Genomic DNA, 23,850 nt, shown 5'->3' with positions numbered 1-23,850 from the left:
GGGACACGCAGGGATGGCGGCCACGGTCGTCCGGTACCTCAGGTCGGTCGGTGCTCCCACCGCGGAGGCACCGCTGGAGGTGTTGCCGCGCCCGGATCTCCGGGCCGTCGGTGACGACGAGCGCGCACCCGTGGACCCGGCCGAATTCCGCCGCGTCATGGGCGAGTTCGCCAGCGGGGTGACCGTGGTGACGGCCGCCGAACCGGACGCGGGCCCCGCCGGCTTCGCCTGCCAGTCCTTCGCGTCGCTTTCCCTCGACCCGCCGCTCGTCGCGTTCATGGTGGCGCGGACGTCGACGACGTGGCCGCGGATCGCCCGGGCGGGATCGTTCTGCGTGAACGTACTGGGCGTGGACCAGGGCGAGTTGTGCCGGGGCTTCGCGGTCAGCGGGGCGGACAAGTTCGCCGGTGTCGCGTACGACGAGGCCCCAGTCTCGGGCGCGCCGCGGCTCGAAGGCGCCGCCGCGTGGATCGACTGCGCCATCCACGCGGTGCACACGGGCGGGGACCACCTCATCGTGGTCGGACGCGTGGCGGCCCTGGGGTCACAGGACGGCGGCGCGGAGCCCCTGCTCTTCCACCGGGGTACTTTCGGGGCCCTACGCGGCTGACGGGACGGGAGTGGCGTCCGCCCGCCCGCGCCGGATGACCAGCGACATCAGCGCGGCCGCCGCGCACAGCGCGCCCGAGGCGTACCAGACCACGTCGTACGAGCCGAAGGCGTCCCGCGCCACACCGCCGAGGAAGGCCACGATCGCCGCGCCCACCTGGTGCGAGGCGAGCACCCAGCCGAACACGATCGCGCTGTCCTCGCCGTAGTGCTCGCGGCACAACGCGATGGTGGGCGGCACGGTGGCGACCCAGTCCAGACCGTAGAAGACGATGAAGAACAGCATCGGCGGCCGGACGTCGGGCGCCAGCAGCATCGGCAGGAACATCAGCGAGACGCCGCGCAGCGCGTAGTACACGGCGAGCAGCCGACGCGCCTCGATCCGGTCGGTGAACCAGCCCGAGACGACCGTCCCGACGACGTCGAAGACCCCGACGACGGCGAGCAGCGACGCGGCCGTGGTGACCGGCATGCCGTGATCGTGGGCGGCGGGCACGAAGTGCGTCCTGACCAGGCCGTTCGTGGTGGCGCCACAGATCGCGAAGGTCCCGGCGAGCAGCCAGAAGGGCCCGGTGCGGGCGGCCTTCACGAGGACGGTGATCGCCCGCTTCCCCGCTCCCCGTACGGGCGCGGGCTTCGGCACGAACTCCTTGGCACCGTAGGGCTCGACACCGGCGTCGGCGGGATGGTCGCGCAGCAGCAGCCACACCAGCGGGACCACGGCGAGCGCCGACAGGGCCACGGTCACGGCGGCGGGCCGCCAGCCGTGCCGCTCGACGATCCACGACAGCAGCGGCAGGAAGACCAGCTGCCCCGAGGCCCCGGCCGCCGTCAGCACGCCGGTGACGAGGCCGCGTCGCGCGACGAACCAGCGGTTGGTGACGGTGGCGGCGAAGGCCAGTGCCATCGACCCGCTCCCGAGGCCCACCAACACGCCCCAGTACGTGACCAGTTGCCAGGAAGCCGTCATCCACACCGTGAGCAGCGAACCGCCGGCGATGACGGTCAGCGCGACGGCGACGACCTTCCGGATCCCGAACCGGTCCATGAGCGCGGCGGCGAACGGGGCCGTGAGCCCGTACAGCGCGAGGTTCACGGACACGGCGAAGCCGATGGTGCCGCGCGACCAGCCGAAACCGGTGTCCGGGTCGTGCAGCGGCTCGATGAGGAGGCCCGGCAGGGAGGCGAAGGCGGCGGCGCCGACGATCGTCACGAACGTCACGACGGCCACGGCCCAGGCGCGGTGGGGCCGCCTGCGGGGGCGTCGGCCCGGGGCATCCGGCCGCGCCGGTGTCTGCATCTGCGTCTCTGTCACCCGACAAGCCTCGAAGAAATCAGCACCCGGAACGAGTGGCCCGAATGCCATTGTTCGTTAGGATCGGGCCATGGCCTCCCGTAGTGAACGGCACACCCCGCACCGCGTCGCGGTGCTCGCGCTCGACGGCCTCATCCCCTTCGAGTTCGGCATCCCCCAGCGCATCTTCGGCCGGGCGCGTGATGCCGCGGGGGAGCGGCTGTACGAGGTGGTGACCTGCGCGGTCCGCGAGCCCGGCCGCGTACAGACCGACGCCGATTACGCGATCCACGTCGAGCACGGACCGGAGGTGCTGAGGTCGGCGGACACGGTGATCGTCCCGGCGTCGTACGAGATGGGCCCCGTCTACGAAGAGGGCGTCCTCACCCCGGACTTGGAGGCGGCGCTCGCCTGGATCCGCCCCGGTACGCGCATGGTGTCCATCTGTACCGGCAGCTACGTCCTCGCCGCGGCCGGAATCCTGGAAGGCCGGCCCGCGACGACGCACTGGGCGGACGCCGACCACTTCCAGAACCTCTTCCCGCACATCAAGGTCGACCCGAACGTCCTGTTCATCGACGACGGCGACGTGCTGTCATCGGCGGGCGTCGCGGCGGGAATCGACCTGTGCCTGCACCTGGTGCGGCGCGACCACGGAGCGGCGGTCGCGAACGATGTGGCCCGCCGCACCGTCGTACCTCCGCACCGGGACGGCGGTCAGGCCCAGTACATCGAACGCCCGCTTCCGGAGCCCCAGTTGGCGTCCACCGCGCGCGCCCGCGCGTGGGCCCTCGAGCACCTGGGGGAGCCCATCCAGCTCCGCGACCTGGCGTCCCGCGAATCCCTGTCCGTCCGCACGTTCACGCGCCGTTTCCGCGAGGAGGTGGGCGTCAGCCCCGGCCAGTGGCTCACGGGCCAGCGAGTGGAACGCGCCCGCCACCTCCTGGAGACGTCGGCCCTCTCCATGGACGAGGTGGCCCGCCAGTCCGGCTTCGGCACGGCCCAGTCCCTCCGCCAACACTTCCACGCGTCGGTGGGGGTGACGCCGACGTCGTACCGGAGGACGTTCCGGGCGGGGGTGTCGGGGGGAGCGGTGGGGCACGCGGGACCGCACTGAACTGTGACGGGAAATGACGGCCTGGTCGTCATCTCCCGTCACAGTCACGCGCTCAACCGTCTCAGCGGCCCCGGAACTCCGGCCTCCGGCGCTCCACGAAGCTCGCGACGCCCTCGTTCGCGTCGTGGGTGGACATGTTCAGCTCCTGAGCCGTGGCCTCCGCTGCGAAGGCTGTGGCGCGGTCGGAGTCGAGGCTTGCGTTGACCAGTTGTTTGGTCATCGCGAGCGCACGCGTCGGGCCCGTCGCGAGGCGTTCGGCCCACTCCCGCGCCACCTTCGTCAACTCGCCGTCCGGTACGACCCGGTTGACCAGGCCGAGGCGTTCCGCGTCGGCGGCGGGCACCGCGTCGCCGAAGAACATGAGTTCTTTGGCGCGTTGCGGGCCGATCAGGCGGGGGAGGAGGTACGCGCCGCCCCCGTCCGGGACGAGGCCGCGGCGGGCGAAGACCTCGATGAAGCGTGCCGACTCGGCGGCCAGCACCAGGTCGCAGGCGAGTGCGAGGTGCGCGCCGATGCCGGCCGCCGTGCCGTTCACCGCCGCGATCACCGGCTTCTCGCAGTCCTGGATCGCGGCGATCAGCCGCTGCGCGCCGAGACGGATCATTCGGGCGACGTCCCCCACGACCCGTTCCCCGGACTCCGGGCTCCCGCCCCGCAGGTCCGCGCCCGCGCAGAAACCCTTGCCCGTCGCGGTGATCACCACGGCCCGTACGTCCGGGTCCGCGGAGGCCTCGCCGAGCAGCGCGATGACGCGTTCCCGCTGGTCCCAGGTGACGGCGTTCATCGCCTCGGGGCGGTTGAGGGTGATCCACGAGACGCCGTTGTCAGTGGCGTGCAGTACCAATGAGGTCAGGGATTCTTCGGAGTGTTCGGAGTGTTCGGAGTGTTCGGGGTCTGCGGGGGAGGGCTTGGTCATGGGGGAGCTCCGTTTGGTCGGTGGGTGGTCAGCGGCACACCGCGAGCGCGTCGAGGGCGACCGCGCCCTGGCCGCGTGGCAGCACCATCAGCGGGTTGATGTCCAGCTCGGAGAGGTCGTCGCCGAGTTCGAGGGCCATCCGCTGCACGCGCAGAATCACCTCGACCAGCGCGTCGATGTCGACGGGGGGCGCCCCCCTGACCCCGTCGAGCAGGGCCCGCCCGCGGAGCTGGTCGAGCACGGCCCGCGCCTGACTCTCGCCGAAGGGCGGCACGGCGACGGCGGTGTCCCGCAGCACCTCCACGAGTACGCCGCCGAGGCCGACGGTCACGGTGGGGCCGAACAGGTCGTCGCGGGTGACGCCGACGACCATCTCGACGCCCCGCTCGACCATCTGGCAGACGAGCACGCCGTCCAGCTCGATGCCCTCGTAGCGCGCGATGTCGGTGAGTTCGCGATAGGCGTCGCGGACCTGGCTCGCGGACGTCAACCCGACTTTGACCAGGCCGAGTTCGGACTTGTGGGCGAGCTGGGGAGCCGATGCCTTCATGACGACCGGGTAGCCGACGAGGGACGCGGCCCGTACCGCCGCGGCGGCGCTCGTCACCAGTTGCTCGCGCGGTACGCGGATCCCGTACGCCCGCAGCAATTGCTTCGCCGCGTGCTCGCTCAGCTGGTGGCCCGGGCGCATCAGGGCCTGCGCCTTGCGGAACGAGGGGGAGGGCGTGCGCGGCGCCTCGTCGAAGGGGGAGACGTACGAGGCCGTGAAGCGGTGGTGGTCGAGGTAGGCGCGGACCGCGGTGATGCAGTTGGCGAAGGTGCGGAAGGTGGCCACGCGCGAGGAGCCGAGCAGCGTCGTGCGGTAGGCCTCCTCGGTGCCGACGGGGGAGCCCCACACCACGCACACCAGTTTGTCCGTCTGCTCGGCCGCGTCCGCCAGGTCCTGGGCCAGCTTGTCGCTCATGGGCGGGAAGGGGCCGGTGATCGGGCAGATGAGGACGCCGACGGACGGGTCGGCGAGGATCGCGTCGATGATCTTCCGGCCGCGCCAGTCGCCGACCGGGTGACCGCCGTTGTCGACCGGGTTCGCGACGCTCAGGTAGTCGGGTATCCACTGGTGCAGCTCGTCCTGCTTCTCCTGCGGGAGCGTGGGGAGTTGGAGTCCCGCTTCCGTCGCCAGGTCGGAGAAGTGGGCGCCGGTGCCGCCGGAGATCGAGTAGACGACGACGCCGTCGGCCTGCGGCGGCTTGGCGCGGGCGAGCAGGGCGGAGGTGTCCTGGAGCTCGTCGAGCCCGTCGACGCGGATGACGCCGAACTGCCGCATGGCGGCGTCCACGACGGTGTCGGCGCCGGTGAGCTTCCCGGTGTGGGAGGCCGCGGTGCGCGCGCCGGTCTCGGTCCGCCCGACCTTCACGGCGACGACCGGCACCCCTTCGCGCGCCGCCCGGTCGGCGGCGAGCAGGAAGGACCGCCCGTCCTTGAGGCCCTCGACGTAGCAGGCGATGGCGCCGACCTCGGGCCGCTGGGAGAAGTAGGAGATGAAGTCGGCGGTCTCCAGGTCGGCCTCGTTGCCGGTCGGCGCCCAGTGGGAGAGCCGGATGCCCAGCTCCTGGAGGGCGAAGACGGGGCGGCCCTGGTGGCCGGACTGCGTGATGAGCGCGATGGCCGGACCGTCCAGGTCCTCGCGGAAGCGCTCGAAGGCGTTGAGGTTGGTGTTCGGGCCCAGCAGCCGCAGCCCGGACCGCTCCACGGCGGCGGAGAGGCGCTCCTGCGCGGCCGCGCCCTCGCCGCCCGTCTCGGCGAAGCCGGACGCGAAGGCGACGGCGAACTTCACCTTGGTGTCCGCGAGTTGCTCGATGACGGGCAGCGGGTCGGCGACGAGGAGGACCGCGAGGTCGACCTGCTCCGGCAGCTCGGCGACGGACGGCGAGCAGGGCAGCCCGAAGACGGACTCGCGGGTGGGGTGTACGGGGTAGAGGCGGGCGCCGACCCGCTCCGCCCAGCTCATCAGCTGCCGCGTGATGCCGGTGTTGGGCCGCCCCTCGGCGTCGGACGCGCCGACGACGGCGACGGACTCGGGCCGGAAGAACCGGTCCAGATCCGGTACGTCGGAGTGCAGCGGTCGCCCGCTGACGTCCAGCTCTTCGGTTCCGGCCCGCCCGTGCACGGCGGGTCCGGGCTGCTCACCGCAGGCGATCACGCGGGCCCGGCGGGAGTCGGTGGTCAGGGTGCCGTACGTCGATCCAAGCATCGGTCCGCCCGCTCCTGTGTGTCAGCGACATCTCTTGCCTGTGCAGTGCCTCGAAGTCCCCCCGAGGAAAAACTGACGCATAGTCAGATTACTGAACTGACACTGTGTCAGGAACAGGGCTGCAGGCAAAGAGATGGGGCGAATGTTCCGCGGAGAGTGCTCGGTGCGTGCTGGGCGGGTGTCCGCGAGGCGGTCATGCGGGCAGTTGCGCGGCCACCGACTTGCCGATGCGGCCCGCGTCCAGGGCCAGTTCGCGGAGCATGCCGGAGATCGGGTTGGTGTATCCGGTGAAGTGGAGACCGGGGGCCGAAGCGGTCCGGCGCGGCCGCCCCGTGGCCGGGTCCAGGACGTCCAGGTGGCCGACCAGGTCCTCCAGGCCCTGTCGGTATCCGGTGGCCGCGATCACCGTGTCCGGGGTGACGCGGGTGCCGTCGGAGAGGACCACCGCGTCCGCGTCGAAGGAGGTGACGGCGGCGACGGGCTCGACCTTCCCGGACCGTACGGCGTCGATGAAGCCGACGTCCTGCACCGGGATGGCGCCCTCGCGCGCCCGTGAGTAGAGGCCGGTGTCGGGGCGCGGCAGGCCCTGCGCGGACAGGTCGGGCACGCTCATCCTGCCGAGCGGCACGGCGAGCCGGTCGACCAGGCCGACCGGCAGGCGCCGGCAGAGGATGCCGGTGCGCTGGGCGGGCCAGCCGAGCGTGGAGCGGCGCACGATGTGCGGCGCGGTGCGCACGGCGATGCGGACACGCGCGGCGCCGCCCTCGACGAGGTCGACGGCGATCTCGGCGCCGGTGTTGCCCGCGCCGACGACGAGGACGTCCTGGCCGGTGAAGGGGGCCGGGTTGCGATACTCGCCGGCGTGCAGCAGCTTCCCGGTGTACGTGGCGGCGCCGGGCCAGTCGGGCAGGTGCGGGGTGTGGTTGTAGCCGGTGGCGACGACCACGGCGGCCGAGGTCAGCTCGCGGCCGCCGGTGGCCCGCAGCAGCCACCCGGAACCGTCGGGGGCCCGCTCGACGCGGGTGACCTCGACGCCCGTGACGACTTCCAGGTCGTGGTGCTCGGCGTACTTCTCCAGGTAGCGCACGACGTCGTCGCGGGCGACCCAGCGGCCGAAGCGGCGCGGCATCGCGAGCCCCGGGAGGCCGGAGAGGCGGCGGGTGGTGTGCAGGTGGAGGCGATCGTAATGACCGCGCCAGGAGGCGCCGACGTGGTCGGACTTCTCCAGGACGACGGCCCGTACGCCGTGCGCCTCGAGGCCGACGGCCGCGGCGAGTCCGCCGGGGCCGCCCCCGATGACGTACACGGGCGGGCGTTCATGGCTGCGTGCCGGTGCGTGTGGGGAGTCGGCCATGTACGGAGCGTATTCCGGCGCCGGTTTGAGCGGGACCGGTCAAGGAGGAAACCGGTTGCGAATTGATCACGGGCCGCGAGCGGGCTCGCGATCGGGCCGCGCTCGGGGCCGCTCGGCCGTTGCTGTGTGCGGGGCCCTTGCGGAGGTGGCGCCGGATGCGTTGAACTGGCCTACCTGGTAACTGACGTACCGTCAGAAAATGGAGGAGGGGCCGGACTTCATGGACGCGATAGGGCTCAGCGGCGCCGAGTGGCTCGCCGTGCTGCGCATCGGGCTCGGCCTGTGGTGGCTGGAGAGCTGGCGGCACAAGGACAAGAAGGGCTGGTTCGAGCGCGGCACCGGCATCGCGTGGGCCGCGGACGTGGCGGGCAAACACAAGTGGAACGCGGTGCGCAGCGGCTTCGAGGTCGTCGTGAAGCCGCGGCCGAAGACGATGGCGTACGTCGTGGTCTATGCCGAACTGGCCCTGGGTGTCGGCCTGATCCTCGGATTCCTGACGCCGATCGCACTGGTCGGCGGGCTGCTGCTGAACCTTCTCTACTTCACGTTGATGATCCACGACTGGGCCGAGCAGGGGCAGAACGCGATGATGGGGCTCATCTCGCTCGTCGCGCTGTTCGCCATGTCCTGGCAGGCCTGGTCCCTCGACCACGCGATCGGACTGTTCTCGTGAGTGCTGCTTCCGCCGACGTACGTTTCGACGTTCCCGAGCCCGATGCCTTCACCCGCCCGTACTGGGACGCGGCCGCCGCGGGACGGCTGTTGCTGAGGCACTGCGGGGCCTGCGGGCGTGACCACCACTATCCGCGGGAGTTCTGCCCGTTCTGCTGGAGCGAGGACGGGCAGTGGCGGGACGCGAGCGGCCGGGCCACGCTTTACACGTGGTCCGTCGTGCACCGCAACGATCTGCCGCCCTTCGGGGGCCGCACGCCGTACACCGCCGCCGTCGTCGACCTCGCCGAGGGGCCGCGGATGATGACGGAGATCGTGGACTGCGCGGAGGCCGACCTGAGGGTGGGGATGGACCTGACGGTCGCCTTCCGGGAGAGCCGGGAGAGCCGGGATGGCGGGGACGACTTCACCGTGCCGGTGTTCAAGCCTGCGTCGTAGGGCCTTTGGGAGCGCCCCCGTCTACACGCCGCCCCCACGCGGTCACGGCCACAGCAGTTCCTTGGACCAGCCCTCCGCCGTGCGTCGGTACCTGAGGCGTACGTGACGTCGGCGGGCGTCGCCCTGGAAGAATTCCACCTCGTCCGGGGTCAGCTCGTAGACGGTCCAGGACGGGGCGGCGGTGTCCGGTTCGCGCCGCGCGCGCTCCCACGCCGCGTCCGAGGCGCGCTCCAACTCCTCGTAGGAGCCGAGCGGTTCGCTCTGGTGGCCGACGAGGGCGGAGGCGAGCGCGCCGGTCGAGCGGGCGTGCAGGTCGGCGTGGGCGACCTCGGGCGGCGCCGTGCGGACGGGGCCGCGGACCCGGATCTGGCGGCCCTGCACCGGCCAGTAGAAGCCGAGCGCCGCGAACGGGCGCGCGGCGAGCTGGCGGCCCTTCGCGCTGCCCGCGTGCGAGGCGAAGTGCCAGCCGTGCGCCTCGTCAGCGCCGTGCAGCATCACCGTACGGACATCGGCGCGGCCCTCAGCGTCCGTCGTCGCGAGCGACGGGGTGTGCGGCTCGGGCTGACCCGCCGCCACGGCCGCGGCGAACCACTCCGTGAACAGGGGGAGGGGCGCGGCGGGGGTGTCCCGCGGGTCGAAGGCGGGCAGCTCGGTGTCCCATACGCGCAGCGAACGCAGCAGGGCGTCGAGATCGGGTTCCGGTTCCATCCCCCGATTCTCGCTCCCGCCACTCAGTCCCGCCCCAGCACCACCGTCCCGGCCGAGCAGAACCACCCGCCCGTGCCGGAGGCCACCGCGAGGCGCGGCAGCGAGCCGTCCGCACGCCGTACCTGATGGCCGCCCGCCTCGCCGCGCAGCTGCCGGGCCGCCTCCACCAGGAGGAACAGGCCGCGCATGCCGGGGTGCTGGGCGGACAGGCCGCCGCCGTCCGTGTTCGTCGGGAGCTCGCCGTCGTGCAGGAGGCGGCCCTTCTCGACGAAGGCGCCGCCCTCGCCCTTCGCGCAGAAGCCGAGGTCCTCCAGCGTCACGAGCGTCATGTACGTGAAGGCGTCGTAGATCTCCGCGATGTCGATCTCGGCCGGAGTCACCCCGGCCCGCTCGAACGCCAGCCGCCCGCTCACCGCCGCCGGGGACACCGTGAAGTCGTCCCACTCCGACATCGTCGTATGGGACACGTGCTCGCCCGAACCCAGCACCCACACCGGCGGCTTCGCGCAGTCGCGCACCAGGTCCTCGGCGACCAGAAGCACCGCGGCCCCGCCGTCGGAGCGTATGCAGCAGTGCAGCTTCGTGAACGGGTCGGCGATCATTGGCCCGTCGAGCACCTCGTCGACCGTGATGGGGTCGCGGAACATGGCGTCGGGGTTGCGGGAGGCGTTCGCCCGCGCCTGCACCGCGATCTCGGCCATCTGCTCAAGCGTCGTGCCGTACTCGTGCATGTGGCGGCGGGCCGCCATCGCGTACTTGGCGATCAGCGAGTGGCCGTACGGCACCTCGAACTGGAGGGGCCCTCGCGCACCGAACGACAGATTGGACGTGCGGCGCTTCGCCTTGATGTCGGCGCGCGCCGTGGAACCGTAGACGAGGAGGACCGCGCGCGCGTGGCCCGCCCGGATCGCGTCCGCCGCGTGCGCCGCCATGACCTCCCAGGTCGAGCCGCCGACCGAAGTGGAGTCGACCCAGCGGGGTTTGAGCCCCAGGTACTCGGCGACCTCGACCGGCGCGAGGGTGCCGAGGCCCGCGCTCGCGAAGCCGTCGACGACGTCGGGGGTGAGCCCCGCGTCGGCGAGCGCCCGGCGGGCGGCCTGGGCGTGCAGGGCGTAGGGAGTGGCCTCGTCGACGCGGCCGCAGTCGGAGAGGGCGATGCCCGTGATGGCGACCTTGCTTCCCGTCTCAGTCATGAATCTGACGGTACATCAGATACGGGGGTGTGGAGGAGTGTGCGTGGCTCTGGGCATCCGGCGATCGCGGCTCTAACATGACGGCCCGTCAGAAAGGGGCCCACATGGACGCCAGGTTCACCGAGGAACAGCAAGAGATCCGCCGTACCCTGCGCGAACTCGCCACCAAGCGCTGCACCCCGGACGACGTCAAAACCGCCACCCGCACCCCCGCCGGCCATGACCTCGCCCTGTGGGGCACCCTCAGCGCGGAGCTGGGCCTTCCGGGGCTCGCGCTGCCGGAGGAGTGCGGGGGCGTGGGCGGAACCTTCGTGGAACTCGCGCTCGCGGGCGAGGAGTTGGGGCGGGCACTCGCGCCCACGCCGCTCCTCGCCACCAGCGGGCTCGCGGCCCCGCTGATCTCCGCGCTCGGCACCGACGCGCAGCGCGCCGCGCTGCTGCCGAAGATCGCCGAAGGCGCCCTGACCGCGACCCTCGCCGTACCCGGCACGGGCCTCGCCACCGCCCTCGGGCTCGTCGCCGACAACGCCGGGGACTGGGCGGGCGGCGGCCGGGCCGGCGGCGTGCAGGCCGGCCGGCGGGAGAACGGGTGGCGGCTCTACGGGCAGGCCGAGCAGGTGCTCGACGGCCACAGCGCGGGGCTGCTGCTCGTCGCCGCGCACACCGGGGGCTTCGCCCGCTCCCGCACGCTCCTGTTCCTCGTCCGCGAGGACGCCCCCGGCCTCGTCCGCGTACGGCAGACGGCGATGGACGAGACGCGGCCGCAGGCGCGCATCGAACTCCGCGATGTGGAAGCCGAGTTGCTGGGTGAGGAGGACGGCGATGTGAACGGGGCGCTCGCCGCCGTCGGGGACACCGCCGCCACCCTGCTCGCCGCCGAGGCCGTCGGTGCCGCGGACCGGGCCCTCGAACGGACCGTCGCGTACGTCAAGGAGCGGGAGCAGTTCGGCCGCCCCGTCGGGTCCTTCCAGGCCGTGAAGCACCGGCTCGCCGACGTCTACGTACAGGTCCAGGCGGCGCGCTCGGCCGCGTACTACGCGGCGTGGGCCGCGAGCACGGATGATGAGGCGCCGGTCGGCGGGCTCGCGCTCGCCCAGGCCCTTGAGGCGCTGCGCACCGGGGCCGGGGAGGCCGTGCAGCTGCACGGCGGCATCGGCTTCACCTGGGAGCACGACGCCCACCTGTACCTGAAGCGGGCCACCGGCGACGAGCTGCTGTTCGGGCCCGTGCACCTGCTGCGCGACCGCGCCGCGCAGGCCGCCGAGCTGTTCGCGCCGGCCTCCGGCCTGGAGGTGGCGGTCTGATGGCGCCGCCGGGCATCAAGCTGGTGCAGAAGGTGTCGTCGACGCGGACGTTCGGCCGCCTCGCGCCACACGTCATCCCCGTCCTCGACCGCACCGTGCACCGGCTCACGCGGGGAAAGGTGCTGCTCAGCGCGCAGATGCTGCCGGGTGTGATCCTCTGCGCGCGCGGCGCGAAGAGCGGGATCGAGCGGCGTACTCCACTCGCGTGCATGCCCGAGGAGGAGCGGGGGACCTGGCTGCTGATCGGGTCGAACTTCGGGCGGCCCGGGCATCCCGCCTGGACCGCGAATCTGCTCGCGCACCCGGACGCCGAGATCAACTGGCGCGGCGCGGACGTCCCGGTCACGGCCCGGCTTCTCCAGGGCAGCGAGCGGGAGGAGGCCTGGGCGGCGGCGCTGAAGTTCTGGCCGCCCTACGCCACGTACCAGCGGCGGGTGGAGCGGGAGATCCGGCTGTTCCGGCTCGAGCGCCGCTGAGCGGCCGGCCGGGAACTGCAACAGCGGCGGCTCACGTTGCACCACGCGAACCGCCGCTGCACGACAGGACCAGAAGAATTACTTGGCGGGCTTCTTTCCGGTCACGCCCAGGTGCACCAACAGCGCGAGGTTCGGCTTGAGTTCGGCCTGCTTGACGCCCCAGGTCTGGAAGCCCTTCTGGTGCGAGGCGACCGCCGCGAGCATCGCGACCAGCGAACCGGCGACGGCGGCCGGGCTCACGTCCTTGTCGACCTTGCCCTTGTCCTGAAGGTCCTTGACGGCGTCCGCGAGGGAGTTGTTCACCGAGTTCAGGATCTTCATCCGGAGCTTGTAGAAGCGCTTGTCGCCCTCGGCCGCGCCGAGGTCGACGACGCGCAGGATCGCGTCGTTCTTGCGCCAGAACTCCAGGAATCCGTCCACGAGTTCCTGCGCCGTGGTCCAGCCGGACTTGCCGACCCAGGAGCGGTCCGCGACCAGTTCGGTCAACCCCGCGCCCACGGTGGCCACTTGTTCGGCGATCTCCAGGACGGCGCCCTCGACATCCGGGAAATATTGGTAGAAGGTCGCGGGCGAAGTGCCCGCCTTTCGCGCGACATCAATGACTTTGACGTCCCGGTAGGGCGAGGAGCTGAGCATCTCGCCGAGGCAGTCGAGCAGCTTCTGACGTGTTGCCTGACCACGCCGTCCGGCCACGCGGCCGTCGACGGTCCGTACTTGTCCTGTCATGCCGTCAGCTTACCGAGGGGTGATCGGAGCGCGATCTGGCCGACTGCAAATGGGGTTGGCCGTCATGACCTCCGGTCAAATGACGCGCCGCGAGCGACCAGAATTGGCCAAACGTTCGAATTTAAAGCGCGGTGGTCCGTTCGGCCTGGTTAGCGTCACGCCCATGCGTCCCGCCCGCCGCGACAGACCCGACTTCCCCGAATTTCCCGAAGGGGCCCCGTGCTGGGCCGACGCCCGCCTCGCGGACGTCGAGGCGGGCAAACGGTTCTACGGCGACCTCCTCGGCTGGGCCTTCGACGAGGGCGCGGGCGCCGAGCGCGGCTACTACACGGCGGCCTACAGCGAGGACCTAGGCGTCGCCGCCCTCGCCCCCGCGAACCGGGGCGCCCGCTGGCGGGTCCACCTCGCCGTGCGCGACGCGTACGCCGCCGCCGAACGGGTCTTCGCGGCGGGCGGGCACATCGTGGCGGGACCGCTGTCCGGCGGGACCGAGGCGACGGTGGCGCTCGCGCGGGGGCCCGAGGGGGCGGCGTTCGTGCTGCGACAGGCGGGGAGTCACCGGGGCTTCGAGGGAGTGGGCGGGGTCGGGGCGTTCTGTGGCGCCGAACTGCTCACGCCGGATCCCGCGCTGAGCGATTCCTTCTACGGGGCCGTATTCGGAGAGGGGGCCTTCGCGGCGGCCGTCCGCCGTAGGGTCGTCCCCGAGGGGCCCGGCAGGTTCCTGCTCCACTTCGGCTGCGCCGACGCCGACGCCACGGCGGCGGCCGCGGTCCGCCTCGGCGGGCGGGTGCGGGTGGGGCCGCGCACCACGGCGTACGGACGGGTCGCCGTGATCGAGGATGATCAAGGGGCGGTGTTCGCGGTGTGCGAGCAGGCGTGAGGGGCCCCGAATGCTCCGAGACATCCCGTTTTGACCCGAGGTTCGCAACTGAGGGCCGAGACAGGAAGAATCGGGGTGCGTGCCGCCGTGGCGCTTCGGTGGTGAGACGCTGACGGGGGCCGTGAGTGCGGTGGCCCGCACGGGGAGGTGGCAGGCAAGTGGTGGATCAGCTGACGCAGCACGATCCGAGGCGGATCGGTCCGTTCGAGGTTCTGGGACGGCTCGGCGCGGGCGGCATGGGCCTGGTCTATCTGGCGCGCTCGGCCTCGGGCCGGCGCGTGGCGATCAAGACGGTGCGTACGGAACTCGCCGAGGACCAGCTCTTCCGGGTCCGTTTCACGCGCGAGGTCGAGGCGGCGCGGGCGGTGTCCGGCTTCTACACGGCAGCCGTCGTCGACGCCGACCCGCGCGCGGCCGTGCCCTGGCTCGCGACCGCGTACGTGCCCGCGCCCTCCCTCGAAGAAATAGTGAACGAGACCGGGCCGCTGCCCGCCCAGGCCGTGCGCTGGCTCGCCGCGGGCGTCGCCGAGGCCCTCCAGTCGATCCACGGCGCGGGCCTCGTGCACCGCGACCTCAAGCCGTCGAACGTGCTGGTCGTCGAGGACGGCCCGCGCGTCATCGACTTCGGCATCGCGTCCGGCGTCTCGAACACGCGCCTGACGATGACGAACGTGGCGGTGGGCACGCCCGCGTACATGTCGCCCGAGCAGGCGAAGGACTCCCGCAGCGTGACGGGGGCCTCCGACGTCTTCTCGCTCGGCTCGACCCTCGTCTTCGCGGCGACCGGGCACGCCCCGTTCCACGGCGCGAACCCCGTCGAGACCGTGTTCATGCTGCTGCGCGAGGGCCCGGACCTGGAGGGACTCCCCGAGGAGCTGCGGCCGCTGCTCGAAGCGTGCATGCAGATGGACGCGGCGCGGCGGCCCTCACCCGCCGACCTTCAGTCCCAGCTCGCCCCGCACCTGTTCGGCGCGGGCAGCGACGACAGCGGCACCGCGTCCGCCTGGCTGCCCGAGCGGTCCGTCGCGCTGATCGAGTCGCGCCGCGGCGGCCGCCCCGCCCCCAAGCCGCCCATGAACCGGGCGCCCGCCGCCCCGAACGGCCAGGGTGGCGCGCCCATCCCCGCCATGCCGTCGCAGCCGCCCGCCCCCTCGCCGATGGCCCCCGTGGGCGCGGACGGCTGGCGGCACTCGCCCGTGCCCGCGGGCCAGAGCCTCGTCGCGGACGGGCCCGTGCACCTCGCAGGCGCGCAGGTGCCGATCGGCCCCGGCCCGCGGGTCGCCGACGCGCGGGCCGCCGCCGTGAAGGCGCCGCCCGCCGAATCGGGCCTCGCCGGATCCTGGTCCCGCTCCAAACCCGCCGTGAACGGCTCGCACGAACCGGCCGTGCCCGCGCCCGCCGTGGCCGAGGGCGCGGCCTGGCGGCCCTGGCGGTTCCGCATGTCGAACGACGTGTGGGGCACGCCCAAGGTGGCGGGCGACCTCGTCTACGTCACGTCGTTCGAGGTGCACGTCCTGGACGTGGCCACCGGGCGGCGCCGCTTCAAGACCCGCGACGTCGCCTGGTCGATGGCGGTCGCCGACGGCTGCATCCACGCCTCGGACGGCCCCACCCTGTGGGCGCTCGACGCCCGCGACGGCAGCGACCTGTGGCGGATCCAGACCGACGCCTGGGTGTACGCGCTGGCGGCCGACCAGGGCACCGTCGTCACCGCCACCCGCGGCGGCGGCGTGCAGGCCCGCGAGGCCGTCAGCGGCGACGTCCTCTGGGAGATCACCGGCTGCCAGACCGACTTCGAGGCCGCGGAGGCCGGACCCGTCGTGCACGACGGCATCGTCTACGTATGGCAGGACGCGAGGCTGCGCGCCCTCGTCGCCCGTACGGGGGACGAGCGCTGGTCGTACCCGATCGGCGACGCGGCCTCCTGCGGCGGCGTCCCGATGCGCCTCACGCCGGCGTCCGACGGCTACGTGTACGTCGCCGCGGGCACCCGCGTCCTCGCCATCGACGCCGCATCGGGGCACGTCCGCTGGCACTTCGAGGCGCCCGCCGTGTTCCTCAGCCCGCCCGCGTTCGCCGCGGGCCCCGCGGTCACCGGCGGTGGCGTCTACCTCGTCGACCACCTCGGCACCGTGTACGCGCTCGACGCCTCCGACGGCCGTGACCGCTGGCGCATCGCGACCGAGGCCAGGCCCGCGTCGGTCGACCCGGTCCTCGTCGCGCAGGGCCACGTGCACGTCGGCAGCGGCCAGGGGCTCTACACGCTGGACGCCGTGACCGGCACCCCGAAGTGGCGCTTCCAGGCCGGCGGCGAGATCGTCGGGGCGCCCGTGGTGGCGGACGAGCGCATCCACTTCGGCTCCACGGACCACCTGCTCTACACGCTGAAGGCCGACGACGGCCGGCTGCGCTGGAAGCTCGCCACGGGCGGCGAGATCACGGGCACACCGGTCGTCAGGGACGGCGTCGTCTACGCGTGCAGCAAGGACCGCTGCGTGTACGCGCTGGACGCGGAGAAGGGGACGGGCACCAGCCGTTGAGCCGATAGGGTGCCCCGCGTGATGAAACGGGGACTGAAGCTGACAGCGGTGGCGGCGATGGTGGTGGTGGCCCTCACGGGGTTCACCACCGGCCGGGGCCACGGGCATTCGAAGAGCCGCGGCAGCGGCAGCGGGGGCGGGTGCAGCAGCTCCTCGCAGAAGCACGACTCGTCGTCCTCCGGCCTCTCCAAGGGAGGCAGCGGCTACAGCAGGCGCACCCGACACCGCACGCCCACGACGACGTCGACCTCGTCCGCGTCCCCGACGGGCCTGCGGAACGGCACCGTGGTGCTGATCAAGTGCGCGGACGCACGGCAGGCGTACGCCACCGTGCAGGTCACCAACCCCAACAGCAGGCGCGCGCGGTTCGACGTCCACGCCTCCTTCCTCGACGCGCGCGGCGCCGACGTGAGCGCCCTCTTCCACAAGGTGGAGGTGCCGGCGAATGGCAGGGTGACCGCCAAGGTGCCGGTCGGCGGCAAGGGCCTCGCCGCGAAGGTCGACCACTGCGACATCGACCCCGAAGCCCTCGTGCGGCGCTGACCGCGCTCAGCGCACCCTGAACTCCCGGCTCTGCGTACGGGAGTTGAAGAGCTCGGCCTGCCGCTCCGGGGGCAGGTTGCCCAGCTTGATCAGGTCCGGGGCGCGCGCGAAGGCATGCGACCGGGTGGCCTCCTTCGCCGCCCACAGCGCCTTCACCGTGCCCTGTACGGCTTCGGTGGGGTGGCCCGCGATGACCGTCGCGCAACGCACCGCGGCCTCCAACGCGCCACCGGGCGGCGTGAGTTCGGACACCAGGCCCGTCTCGTGCGCCCGCCGCGCCGACATCCGTTCCGCCGAGCCCATGAGGGCGAGCCGGGCCACCTCGCCCGGCGGCATCCGCTGCGCCAGGTGGATCGACTCGAAGGCGTTGACCATGCCGTACGTGGTGTGCGGGTCGAAGAACGTCGCCGTCTCGTCCGCCACCACGAACTCCGACTCGCCGATGAGATAGAACGCCCCGCCGCACGCCATGCCGTTGACCGCGGCGATGACCGGCTTCCACAGGTCGTTGGCCTTCGGGCCGACCGTGGGCAGCGGATCGTCCGCCGAGTACGGCGAGTCCGGCTGCGGCACGTCCCACCCGCGGTCGATGCCCGTGCAGAACGCCCGGTCACCGGCCCCGGTGAGAACGACCGCCCGTACGGTGTCGTCGAACCGGAACTCCCGCCACGTGGTCGCCAGTTCGGCGACCGTCGCCTGGTCGAGGGCGTTGAGCCGGTGCGGGCGGTCGAGGGTGACCGTGGCGACGCCCGTGCCCTTGTCGACCTCCGTGCGGACGCTCATGACCGCTCAAGGATCCAGCGCGGCACGGTCACCCCGTCGACCTCCGCGAACGCCACCTGCACCCGCGCGCCGATCTTGATGCGGTCCGGGTCCACGGAGTCGAGCGCGGCGTCGGCGGAGGAGACCAGATTGCCGACGAGCCGGATCCGGGGCGCCTCGGCCAGTTCGACGACGACCGCGTTGTACGGGGCCTGGGCGGCGTAGGCGGGAAGCAGGGGCGGGTGGGGGATGACGTAGGACCAGACGCGTCCGCGGCCGCTCATCCTGCGCCATTCGCTGTCGAAGGACTGGCAGTGCGGGCAGCAGGGGCGGGGCGGGAAACGGAGTTCTTGGCAGGTGGGGTTGGCGCAGGCCTGTATGCGGAGTTCGCCCTGGGCCGCGTAGTCCCAGAAGGGGGCGCCGTCGTCGTCGGGGGTGGGGGTGAGAAGTTGGGAGGTCGTCGTCGCGTCTGTCATGTGGCCGTCCCTTCGGGTAGGCAGATCAAGCCCCTGCGGCGATTGAGCAGCGGGGGCCGGGGCAGAGCCCCGAGGCCGCAACGCCGTGGCGGCGCAAGGAAACAACTAGGTGCGCAGCAGAACCGCGGAGGTGGGAACCCCCTCGCCCGCCGTCACCAGGCAGGTCTCCGCGTCGGGGACCTGCGCCGTGCTGACCCCCCGTAGCTGCTTCACGCCCTCGTTGATGAGGTTGAAGCCGTGGACGTACGCCTCCGACAGGCCGCCGCCGCCCGTGTTGATGGGGAGCCGCCCGCCGATCTCCAGGGCGCCGCCCTCCGTGAACGCCGCGCCCTCGCCGCGCCCGCAGAACCCGTACCCCTCCAGGGAGAGCGGGATGAGCGGGGTGAACGCGTCGTAGATCTGCGCGACGTCGACGTCCTCGGGGGTGACGTCCGCGTTCTTCCACAGATGGCGGGCCGCCGTCCACGCGGGCCCCGTCAGCGGGTCGTCGTTCCAGTAGTTGACCATGCCGTGGTGCTGCGAGGGCAGGCCCTGCGCCGCCGAGTGCACGTAGACCGGCTTCTGCCGGCAGTCGCGGGCGCGCTCGGCGGAGACGATGACGCAGGCCAGAGCCCCGTCCGTCTCCAGGCAGTTGTCGAAGAGGCAGAGCGGCTCGCTGATCCAGCGCGAGGTCATATACATGTCGCGGGTCATGGGCCGCTCGTACATCATCGCGGCCGGGTTCTGGTTGGCCCTGTTGCGGCAGGCGAGCGCGACGTTGAAGAGGTGGTCGCGGGTCGCGCCGTACTCGTGCATGTAGCGGCGGGCCAGCATGCCGATCTCGTCGGCCGGGCGGAGCAGCCCGTACGGCCGCGTCCACTGGGCGGGCGTGGGGAGTTGGACGGCCGTGTTCTTCCAGGGGCGCGGGCCCGAGCCCCGCTTGCGGGAGCGCCAGGCGATGCCGACGTTCGCCTGCCCGGTGGCCACCGCGGCGGCCAGGTGGGCGATGGTCGCGCACGAACCGCCGCCCCCGTAGCCGACCTTGGAGAAGAAGGTGACGTCGCCGGCCCCGATGGCCTTGGCGACCTCGACCTCGTCCGTCTCCTCCATCGTGTAGGAGGCGAAGGCGTCGACCTCGGACGGGGATATCCCCGCGTCGTCGAGCGCGTCGATGATCGCCCGGCACGCCAACGTCTTCTCGGATTCCGGGAGTTGCTTCGCGAAAGCCGTCTGTCCGATACCGACGATGGCCGTCGCGTCCTTGAGTCCCGCCATGGGCGCACCCCCAGTGCATGAATCCCGTGTACTGACAGCGCGTCAGGCTACAGCTAATCTGACGGATAGTCAGCTACGGCGTTGTGGGAGGTCGTTCGATGCGTACGGATGGCGAGTGGGGAACGGTCCCGGAGCTGGTGCGGGACGCGGCCGAACGGTACGGCGAGCGCGAGGCCGTGGTCGAGGGGCGCACCCGGGTCTCGTACGCGGAACTCGGCGAACGCGTCGAGCGGGCCGCCGCGGCGTGCATGGCGGCGGGCGTCGAGGCGGGGGACCGGGTCGCGGTCTGGGCGCCGAACACGCTGGACTGGATCGTCTCGGCGCTGGGCGCGGTGAGCGCGGGAGCCGTCCTCGTACCGCTCAACACCCGCTTCAAGGGCGGCGAGGCCGCCGACATCCTGGCCCGCTCCCGGGCCCGCCTGCTGTTCGTCACGGGCACCTTCCTCGGCACGTCCTACGTCGCGTCGCTGCGCCGCGCGCAGGAGGCGGGGGCCGAACTGCCCGCCCTGGAACAGGTGGTGGTGTTCGGCGACGGGACTCCCGAGGCTCCCGGCTACCGGAGCTGGAAGGAGTTCCTGGCCGCCGGCGACAAGGTCACGGCCGCCGAGGTCCGCGCACGCTCCGCCGCCGTCGATCCCTCCGCCGCCTCCGACATCATCTTCACGTCCGGCACGACGGGCCGCCCCAAGGGCGCCGTCATCACCCACGCCCAGACCCTGCGCGGCTACGAGATCTGGGCGGACCTCGCGGGCCTGCGCGAGGGCGACCGCTATCTGATCGTCAACCCGTTCTTCCACACGTTCGGCTACAAGGCGGGGGTCCTCGCCTGCCTGATGCGGGGCGCGACGATGGTGCCGCAGCCCGTCTTCAACGTGGACACGGCCCTCGCCAACATCGCGTCCGAGCGCATCTCGGTCCTGCCGGGCCCGCCCACGCTCCACCAGTCCCTCCTCGACCACCCCTCGCGCGACTCCCACGACCTGTCGGCGCTGCGGCTCGTCGTGACGGGCGCCGCGGTGGTCCCGCTGCGCCTCGTGGAACGGCTGCGCGGCGAGCTGAACGTGGCCACGGTCCTCACCGCGTACGGGCTCTCCGAGGCCAGCGGCATCGCCACGATGTGCCGCCGCGGCGACCCGGCGGAGGTGATCGCCGAGACGTCGGGGCGGGCGATACCGGGCACGGAGGTGCGGGTCGACTCGGCCGCCCCCGGTGAGCCGGGCGAGGTCCTGGTCCGCGGCTTCAACGTCATGCGCGAGTACTTCGAGGACCCCGCCGCGACGGCCCAGACGATCACCGCGGACGGCTGGCTGCGGACCGGCGACGTCGGGGTCATGGACGAGGCCGGCAACCTCCGGATCACCGACCGCATCAAGGACATGTTCATCGTCGGCGGCTTCAACGCCTATCCGGCCGAGATCGAGCAACTCCTCGGCCTGCACCCGGCGGTGGCCGACGTCGCGGTCGTCGGCGTCCCGGACGGCCGCCTCGGCGAGGTCGGCAAGGCGTATGTCGTGCGCAGGCCCGGCGGCGTCCTCACCGAGGACGACCTCATCGCCTGGTCCCGCCGCGAGATGGCGAACTACAAGGTCCCCCGGTCCGTCGAGTTCGTCCCGGACCTGCCGCGCAACGCGAGCGGCAAGGTCGTCAAGGGCGAGCTGCGGGCCGCACGCGCCTGAAGCCCCTCCGTCCTGGGCGGCGTCAGTGTGCGACGAACTGCGTCAGGATCGCCTGCACCTCGTAGATGTCGACCCCCTTGGTGAAGGTCTTCTCGATCGGCACCGAGTTCCCCGAGATCCAGATCTTGAGTTCGGCGTCCAGATCGAAGTGACCGGCCGTCTCCACGGCGAAGTGGGAGATGCTGCGGTACGGAACCGAGTGGTACTCGACCTTCTTGCCCGTCATCCCCTGCTTGTCGATGAGGATCATGCGCCGGTCGGTGAGCAGGATCGCGTCGCGTATCAACTGGTAGGCGCCGTATATCTGCTCGTTCTGACCGAGCAGCCGCCCGTAGTCCTGCGCCGCCTTGGCCGGGTCGATCGTGTGGGCGTTGCCGAACAGTGCCATCGGGATCCCCGTTTCGTCATCATGCTCTGCGGTCGTGCTGTCGTGCGGTCGTCCAGAGAACGGCCGCACGCGTACGAGGGTTCCCGACGGCCCGGCGGCCCCGGGAGGCGTCACCAGCTGATGGCGTCGTCCATCGACTGCTGCCAGTACGTGACCTGGATCGAGTCGTCGATGTGCAGGCCCTCGGCGGGCAGCGACGGGTGGGCGGCGGAGTTCAGGCTGCCGCCCGAGCGGTTCTGGAAGTACACCGTCAGATCGTTCGCGGTGTACCCGTTGGAGCCGCTGCCGTCGGCGGCGGACAGGCGCACGGACGCGTAGCCGGACTCGCCGGGCTTCAGCGTGACGACGGCCTGCGGCTGGGTGTTCTCGTCGACCGGGGGCACGGACTGGGCCCCGGTGAACCGGACGGCCGGGTAGCCGTAGAGGTAGCAGGTGCTGGAGCCCGTGTTGGTGACCGTGAGCAGCATGTGGTTGAGGGGGCGGGTCAGCGGGGCCGCGACGGTCTTGGTGTTGGAGCCCTGGCAGGTGACCGGGCGGGACCGGCTCGTGGAGGCGGCCGGCTGCTTGGTCGTGGCGGCGGTCGGCGCCTTGGAGTCCGTCTTCGCGGCGACCGGCGCGGAGGAGGAGGCGGAGGAGGAAGGGGAAGCAGAGGAAGCCGCCGACGACGCCGAGGACGCGCCTTCATCCTTGACGCCCGAACCGTCGTTGCAGGCGGTGAGCGAGAGCGCGGCGATCGCGACGGAGGCGGCGGCGGTCAGGAGGCGGACTCGGGAGGTGCGGTTACCGGACATGTTCGTGGTGCCCCTTGGGAGTTCGGTTCGGTGTGGTGCTTTGATGACCAGAGCTTGTGGGGCACTCCGTCCCGGCCGCCACACCTGGCGGCCAGTTGGGGACGCTGGAACGCCGAAACGGGCTCTGACCTGGGGGAACGTACGTCCCCTGGAACGCGGGAATGGGACACGGGGGCATGGAGGAACGGGTGTCTGGGGAGTCCGGGGACGAGTTCGCGGAGCTGCTGCGGGAGTTGAAGGACCGCTCGGGGCTGAGCTACGGCGCGCTGGCCAAGCGCCTGCACATGAGCACGTCGACGCTGCACCGCTACTGCAACGGCACCGCCGTGCCGACCGACTACGCGCCGGTGGAACGTCTCGCCCGCCTCTGCAAGGCGACCCCGGACGAACTGGTGACCCTCCACCGCCACTGGATCCTGGCGGACGCGACCCGCGGAAAGAAACCGGCATCTCAAGCCCCGCCGGCGATTGAGGCGCGGGGTCCGGGGCAGAGCCCCGCGACGTCAACCACGCCTCCCGCAAATGAAGCTCCCGACGACCCCGAGCCCCTCGTCACCGCCACCCCACCCGCCGCCCCGCGCCGCCGCCCCGCGCTCATCGCCTCCGCCGCCGCGATCACCATCCTGGCCGCCACGGCCCTCGCCGTGAACCTCGGCCACCGGTCAGGAGACGGCGACAGCGACCGGCAGCAGGCGGCCGGAGCCACCGCCTCCGGCTCCCCGTCGGCCCGGCAGGGCGCACACCGGGGCGAGCGCTCCCCGACCGCCTCGCGCTCCCCCTCCGCGAGCGGCTCCACGACGAAGAACCCCTCGCCCGGCTCGGCCAAGGGCGCGGCGTCCGCGAAGCCCGGCGCCCCCAAGGGCCCGGCCACCGGACCCGCCCCGCTGAACGTCGCCACGCGCCCCTACGTCTACGACAGCCCGTGCAGCCAGCACTTCCTCGTGAACAGCGAACCGGAACAGGTCGGTCCGCCCGCCCCCACCGAACAGGACGCACCGCGCTGGGCCGCCTCGTACGGCGCCGTCTCCTCGGGAGAGCAGCGTGTCGCCCTCACCGTGCAGGGCACCGGCAAGGAGACCGTGGTCCTCAACAAGCTGTACGTGAACGTCGTCAGCAGCGGCGCCCCGCTCGCCTGGAACGACTACTCGATGGGCGTCGGCTGCGGCGGCGGTGTCGGCACCAAGACGTTCGACGTCGACCTGGACAACGGCCGGCCCACCGTCACCACCAAGAACGGGCAGCGCGACTTCCCGTACAAGGTCAGCGAGTCGGACCCGGAGGTCTTCTACGTCAACGCGCACACGACCGGGCACGATGTCCGCTGGACCCTGAGCCTGGAGTGGACCAGCGGCGACCGCCACGGCACGGTGCGCATCGACAACGACGGCACCCCGTTCCGCACCAGCGCGAACGCCGGCCGTCCCGGCTACGACTACCCGCTGGGCGGCAGCGAGTGGATCGAGCGGGAGGCCGGGTAGCGGC

General features: G+C 72.2%; 23 protein-coding genes. 11 read left to right on the top strand and 12 right to left on the bottom strand.

Annotated features, from left to right (window positions below; genetic code table 11):
- Positions 1-13 precede the first annotated feature (13 nt).
- Positions 14-610, top strand: coding sequence for a flavin reductase family protein (locus tag ACP4E5_RS20985; protein ID WP_425841518.1), 597 nt, complete (start codon positions 14-16; stop codon positions 608-610).
- On the opposite strand, the gene ACP4E5_RS20980 is transcribed toward ACP4E5_RS20985, so the two are convergent.
- On the bottom strand, positions 599-1,909 hold the full coding sequence (locus ACP4E5_RS20980) for an MFS transporter (protein WP_425841516.1): 1,311 nt from the start codon (positions 1,907-1,909) through the stop codon (positions 599-601). The two genes, ACP4E5_RS20985 and ACP4E5_RS20980, sit on opposite strands and share 12 nt — an antisense overlap.
- 85 nt (positions 1,910-1,994) lie before the next feature.
- On the opposite strand from ACP4E5_RS20980, the gene ACP4E5_RS20975 reads away from it, so the two are divergent.
- Positions 1,995-3,020: a GlxA family transcriptional regulator gene (locus ACP4E5_RS20975; protein WP_425830922.1), complete on the top strand. Its 1,026-nt coding sequence runs from the start codon at positions 1,995-1,997 to the stop codon at positions 3,018-3,020.
- Between the two features lie 61 nt (positions 3,021-3,081).
- On the opposite strand, the gene ACP4E5_RS20970 is transcribed toward ACP4E5_RS20975, so the two are convergent.
- The 3 genes from ACP4E5_RS20970 to ACP4E5_RS20960 form a co-directional block, all read right to left on the bottom strand.
- Positions 3,082-3,936, bottom strand: coding sequence for an enoyl-CoA hydratase/isomerase family protein (locus tag ACP4E5_RS20970; RefSeq protein WP_425830920.1), 855 nt, complete (start codon positions 3,934-3,936; stop codon positions 3,082-3,084).
- Between the two features lie 28 nt (positions 3,937-3,964).
- Positions 3,965-6,187, bottom strand: a complete 2,223-nt coding sequence (locus ACP4E5_RS20965) for an acetate--CoA ligase family protein (protein ID WP_425830918.1) — start codon at positions 6,185-6,187, stop codon at positions 3,965-3,967.
- Between the two features lie 193 nt (positions 6,188-6,380).
- On the bottom strand, positions 6,381-7,541 hold the full coding sequence (locus ACP4E5_RS20960) for a flavin-containing monooxygenase (protein ID WP_425830916.1): 1,161 nt from the start codon (positions 7,539-7,541) through the stop codon (positions 6,381-6,383).
- Between the two features lie 220 nt (positions 7,542-7,761).
- Between ACP4E5_RS20960 and ACP4E5_RS20955 the strand changes: the two genes are divergently transcribed.
- Both ACP4E5_RS20955 and ACP4E5_RS20950 read left to right on the top strand, forming a co-directional pair.
- Positions 7,762-8,214, top strand: a complete 453-nt coding sequence (locus tag ACP4E5_RS20955; protein ID WP_266718772.1) for a DoxX family membrane protein — start codon at positions 7,762-7,764, stop codon at positions 8,212-8,214.
- A complete protein-coding gene (locus ACP4E5_RS20950; protein ID WP_425830914.1) occupies positions 8,211-8,651 on the top strand; it encodes a Zn-ribbon domain-containing OB-fold protein in 441 nt (146 codons plus the stop codon). Before ACP4E5_RS20955 ends, ACP4E5_RS20950 begins: the two co-directional genes overlap by 4 nt.
- A 42-nt stretch (positions 8,652-8,693) precedes the next feature.
- Here ACP4E5_RS20950 and ACP4E5_RS20945 read toward each other — a convergent pair whose 3' ends face one another.
- Together ACP4E5_RS20945 and ACP4E5_RS20940 are read right to left on the bottom strand one after the other, a co-directional pair.
- The gene (locus ACP4E5_RS20945) at positions 8,694-9,359 is read right to left on the bottom strand and encodes a pyridoxine/pyridoxamine 5'-phosphate oxidase (protein WP_425830912.1); all 666 of its coding nucleotides are present in this window, start codon (positions 9,357-9,359) and stop codon (positions 8,694-8,696) included.
- 23 nt (positions 9,360-9,382) lie between these two features.
- Positions 9,383-10,552 carry a thiolase C-terminal domain-containing protein gene (locus tag ACP4E5_RS20940; RefSeq protein ID WP_425830910.1) on the bottom strand — a complete coding sequence of 390 codons (1,170 nt, stop codon included), beginning with the start codon at positions 10,550-10,552 and terminating at the stop codon, positions 9,383-9,385.
- Between the two features lie 104 nt (positions 10,553-10,656).
- Between ACP4E5_RS20940 and ACP4E5_RS20935 the strand changes: the two genes are divergently transcribed.
- Together ACP4E5_RS20935 and ACP4E5_RS20930 are read left to right on the top strand one after the other, a co-directional pair.
- On the top strand, positions 10,657-11,856 hold the full coding sequence (locus ACP4E5_RS20935; protein ID WP_425830908.1) for an acyl-CoA dehydrogenase family protein: 1,200 nt from the start codon (positions 10,657-10,659) through the stop codon (positions 11,854-11,856).
- A complete protein-coding gene (locus ACP4E5_RS20930) occupies positions 11,856-12,332 on the top strand; it encodes a nitroreductase family deazaflavin-dependent oxidoreductase (protein WP_425830906.1) in 477 nt (158 codons plus the stop codon). The genes ACP4E5_RS20935 and ACP4E5_RS20930 overlap by 1 nt, the downstream gene beginning before the upstream one ends.
- A gap of 78 nt (positions 12,333-12,410) precedes the next feature.
- Here ACP4E5_RS20930 and ACP4E5_RS20925 read toward each other — a convergent pair whose 3' ends face one another.
- The gene (locus ACP4E5_RS20925; protein WP_425830904.1) at positions 12,411-13,058 is read right to left on the bottom strand and encodes a TetR family transcriptional regulator; all 648 of its coding nucleotides are present in this window, start codon (positions 13,056-13,058) and stop codon (positions 12,411-12,413) included.
- A gap of 163 nt (positions 13,059-13,221) precedes the next feature.
- Between ACP4E5_RS20925 and ACP4E5_RS20920 the strand changes: the two genes are divergently transcribed.
- The 3 genes from ACP4E5_RS20920 (at position 13,222) to ACP4E5_RS20910 (ending at position 17,021) form a co-directional block, all read left to right on the top strand.
- Positions 13,222-13,938, top strand: coding sequence for a VOC family protein (locus ACP4E5_RS20920; protein ID WP_425830902.1), 717 nt, complete (start codon positions 13,222-13,224; stop codon positions 13,936-13,938).
- 158 nt (positions 13,939-14,096) lie between these two features.
- Positions 14,097-16,478 carry a protein serine/threonine kinase AfsK gene (gene afsK, locus ACP4E5_RS20915; protein WP_425830900.1) on the top strand — a complete coding sequence of 794 codons (2,382 nt, stop codon included), beginning with the start codon at positions 14,097-14,099 and terminating at the stop codon, positions 16,476-16,478.
- Positions 16,479-16,499: 21 nt separating this feature from the next.
- Positions 16,500-17,021 carry a hypothetical protein gene (locus ACP4E5_RS20910; protein ID WP_425830898.1) on the top strand — a complete coding sequence of 174 codons (522 nt, stop codon included), beginning with the start codon at positions 16,500-16,502 and terminating at the stop codon, positions 17,019-17,021.
- A 6-nt stretch (positions 17,022-17,027) separates the two neighbouring features.
- On the opposite strand, the gene ACP4E5_RS20905 is transcribed toward ACP4E5_RS20910, so the two are convergent.
- From ACP4E5_RS20905 to ACP4E5_RS20895, 3 genes are all read right to left on the bottom strand, one after another.
- Entirely contained in the window at positions 17,028-17,804 is a 777-nt protein-coding gene (locus ACP4E5_RS20905) for an enoyl-CoA hydratase/isomerase family protein (RefSeq protein ID WP_425830896.1), read from the bottom strand.
- Complete coding sequence (locus ACP4E5_RS20900; RefSeq protein ID WP_425830894.1) at positions 17,801-18,259, bottom strand: Zn-ribbon domain-containing OB-fold protein; 459 nt, start codon at positions 18,257-18,259, stop codon at positions 17,801-17,803. The genes ACP4E5_RS20905 and ACP4E5_RS20900 overlap by 4 nt, the downstream gene beginning before the upstream one ends.
- Positions 18,260-18,364: 105 nt before the next feature.
- Entirely contained in the window at positions 18,365-19,513 is a 1,149-nt protein-coding gene (locus ACP4E5_RS20895) for a lipid-transfer protein (RefSeq protein WP_425830892.1), read from the bottom strand.
- A gap of 98 nt (positions 19,514-19,611) precedes the next feature.
- On the opposite strand from ACP4E5_RS20895, the gene ACP4E5_RS20890 reads away from it, so the two are divergent.
- Entirely contained in the window at positions 19,612-21,189 is a 1,578-nt protein-coding gene (locus tag ACP4E5_RS20890; protein ID WP_425830890.1) for a FadD3 family acyl-CoA ligase, read from the top strand.
- Between the two features lie 22 nt (positions 21,190-21,211).
- On the opposite strand, the gene ACP4E5_RS20885 is transcribed toward ACP4E5_RS20890, so the two are convergent.
- On the bottom strand, positions 21,212-21,577 hold the full coding sequence (locus tag ACP4E5_RS20885) for a PH domain-containing protein (RefSeq protein ID WP_425830888.1): 366 nt from the start codon (positions 21,575-21,577) through the stop codon (positions 21,212-21,214).
- Positions 21,578-21,687: 110 nt separating this feature from the next.
- Entirely contained in the window at positions 21,688-22,368 is a 681-nt protein-coding gene (locus tag ACP4E5_RS20880) for a DUF4232 domain-containing protein (RefSeq protein ID WP_425830886.1), read from the bottom strand.
- Positions 22,369-22,544: 176 nt separating this feature from the next.
- Here ACP4E5_RS20880 and ACP4E5_RS20875 point away from each other — a divergent pair, with 176 nt between their 5' ends.
- The gene (locus tag ACP4E5_RS20875; RefSeq protein ID WP_425830884.1) at positions 22,545-23,846 is read left to right on the top strand and encodes a helix-turn-helix domain-containing protein; all 1,302 of its coding nucleotides are present in this window, start codon (positions 22,545-22,547) and stop codon (positions 23,844-23,846) included.
- Positions 23,847-23,850: the final 4 nt, after the last annotated feature.

The organism is Streptomyces fractus (assembly GCF_049844455.1).
GTDB classification, from domain to species: Bacteria; Actinomycetota; Actinomycetes; order Streptomycetales; family Streptomycetaceae; genus Streptomyces; species Streptomyces fractus.
Note: the sequence above shows the minus strand (reverse complement) of the source record. Positions and strands in the feature narration are given on the sequence as shown.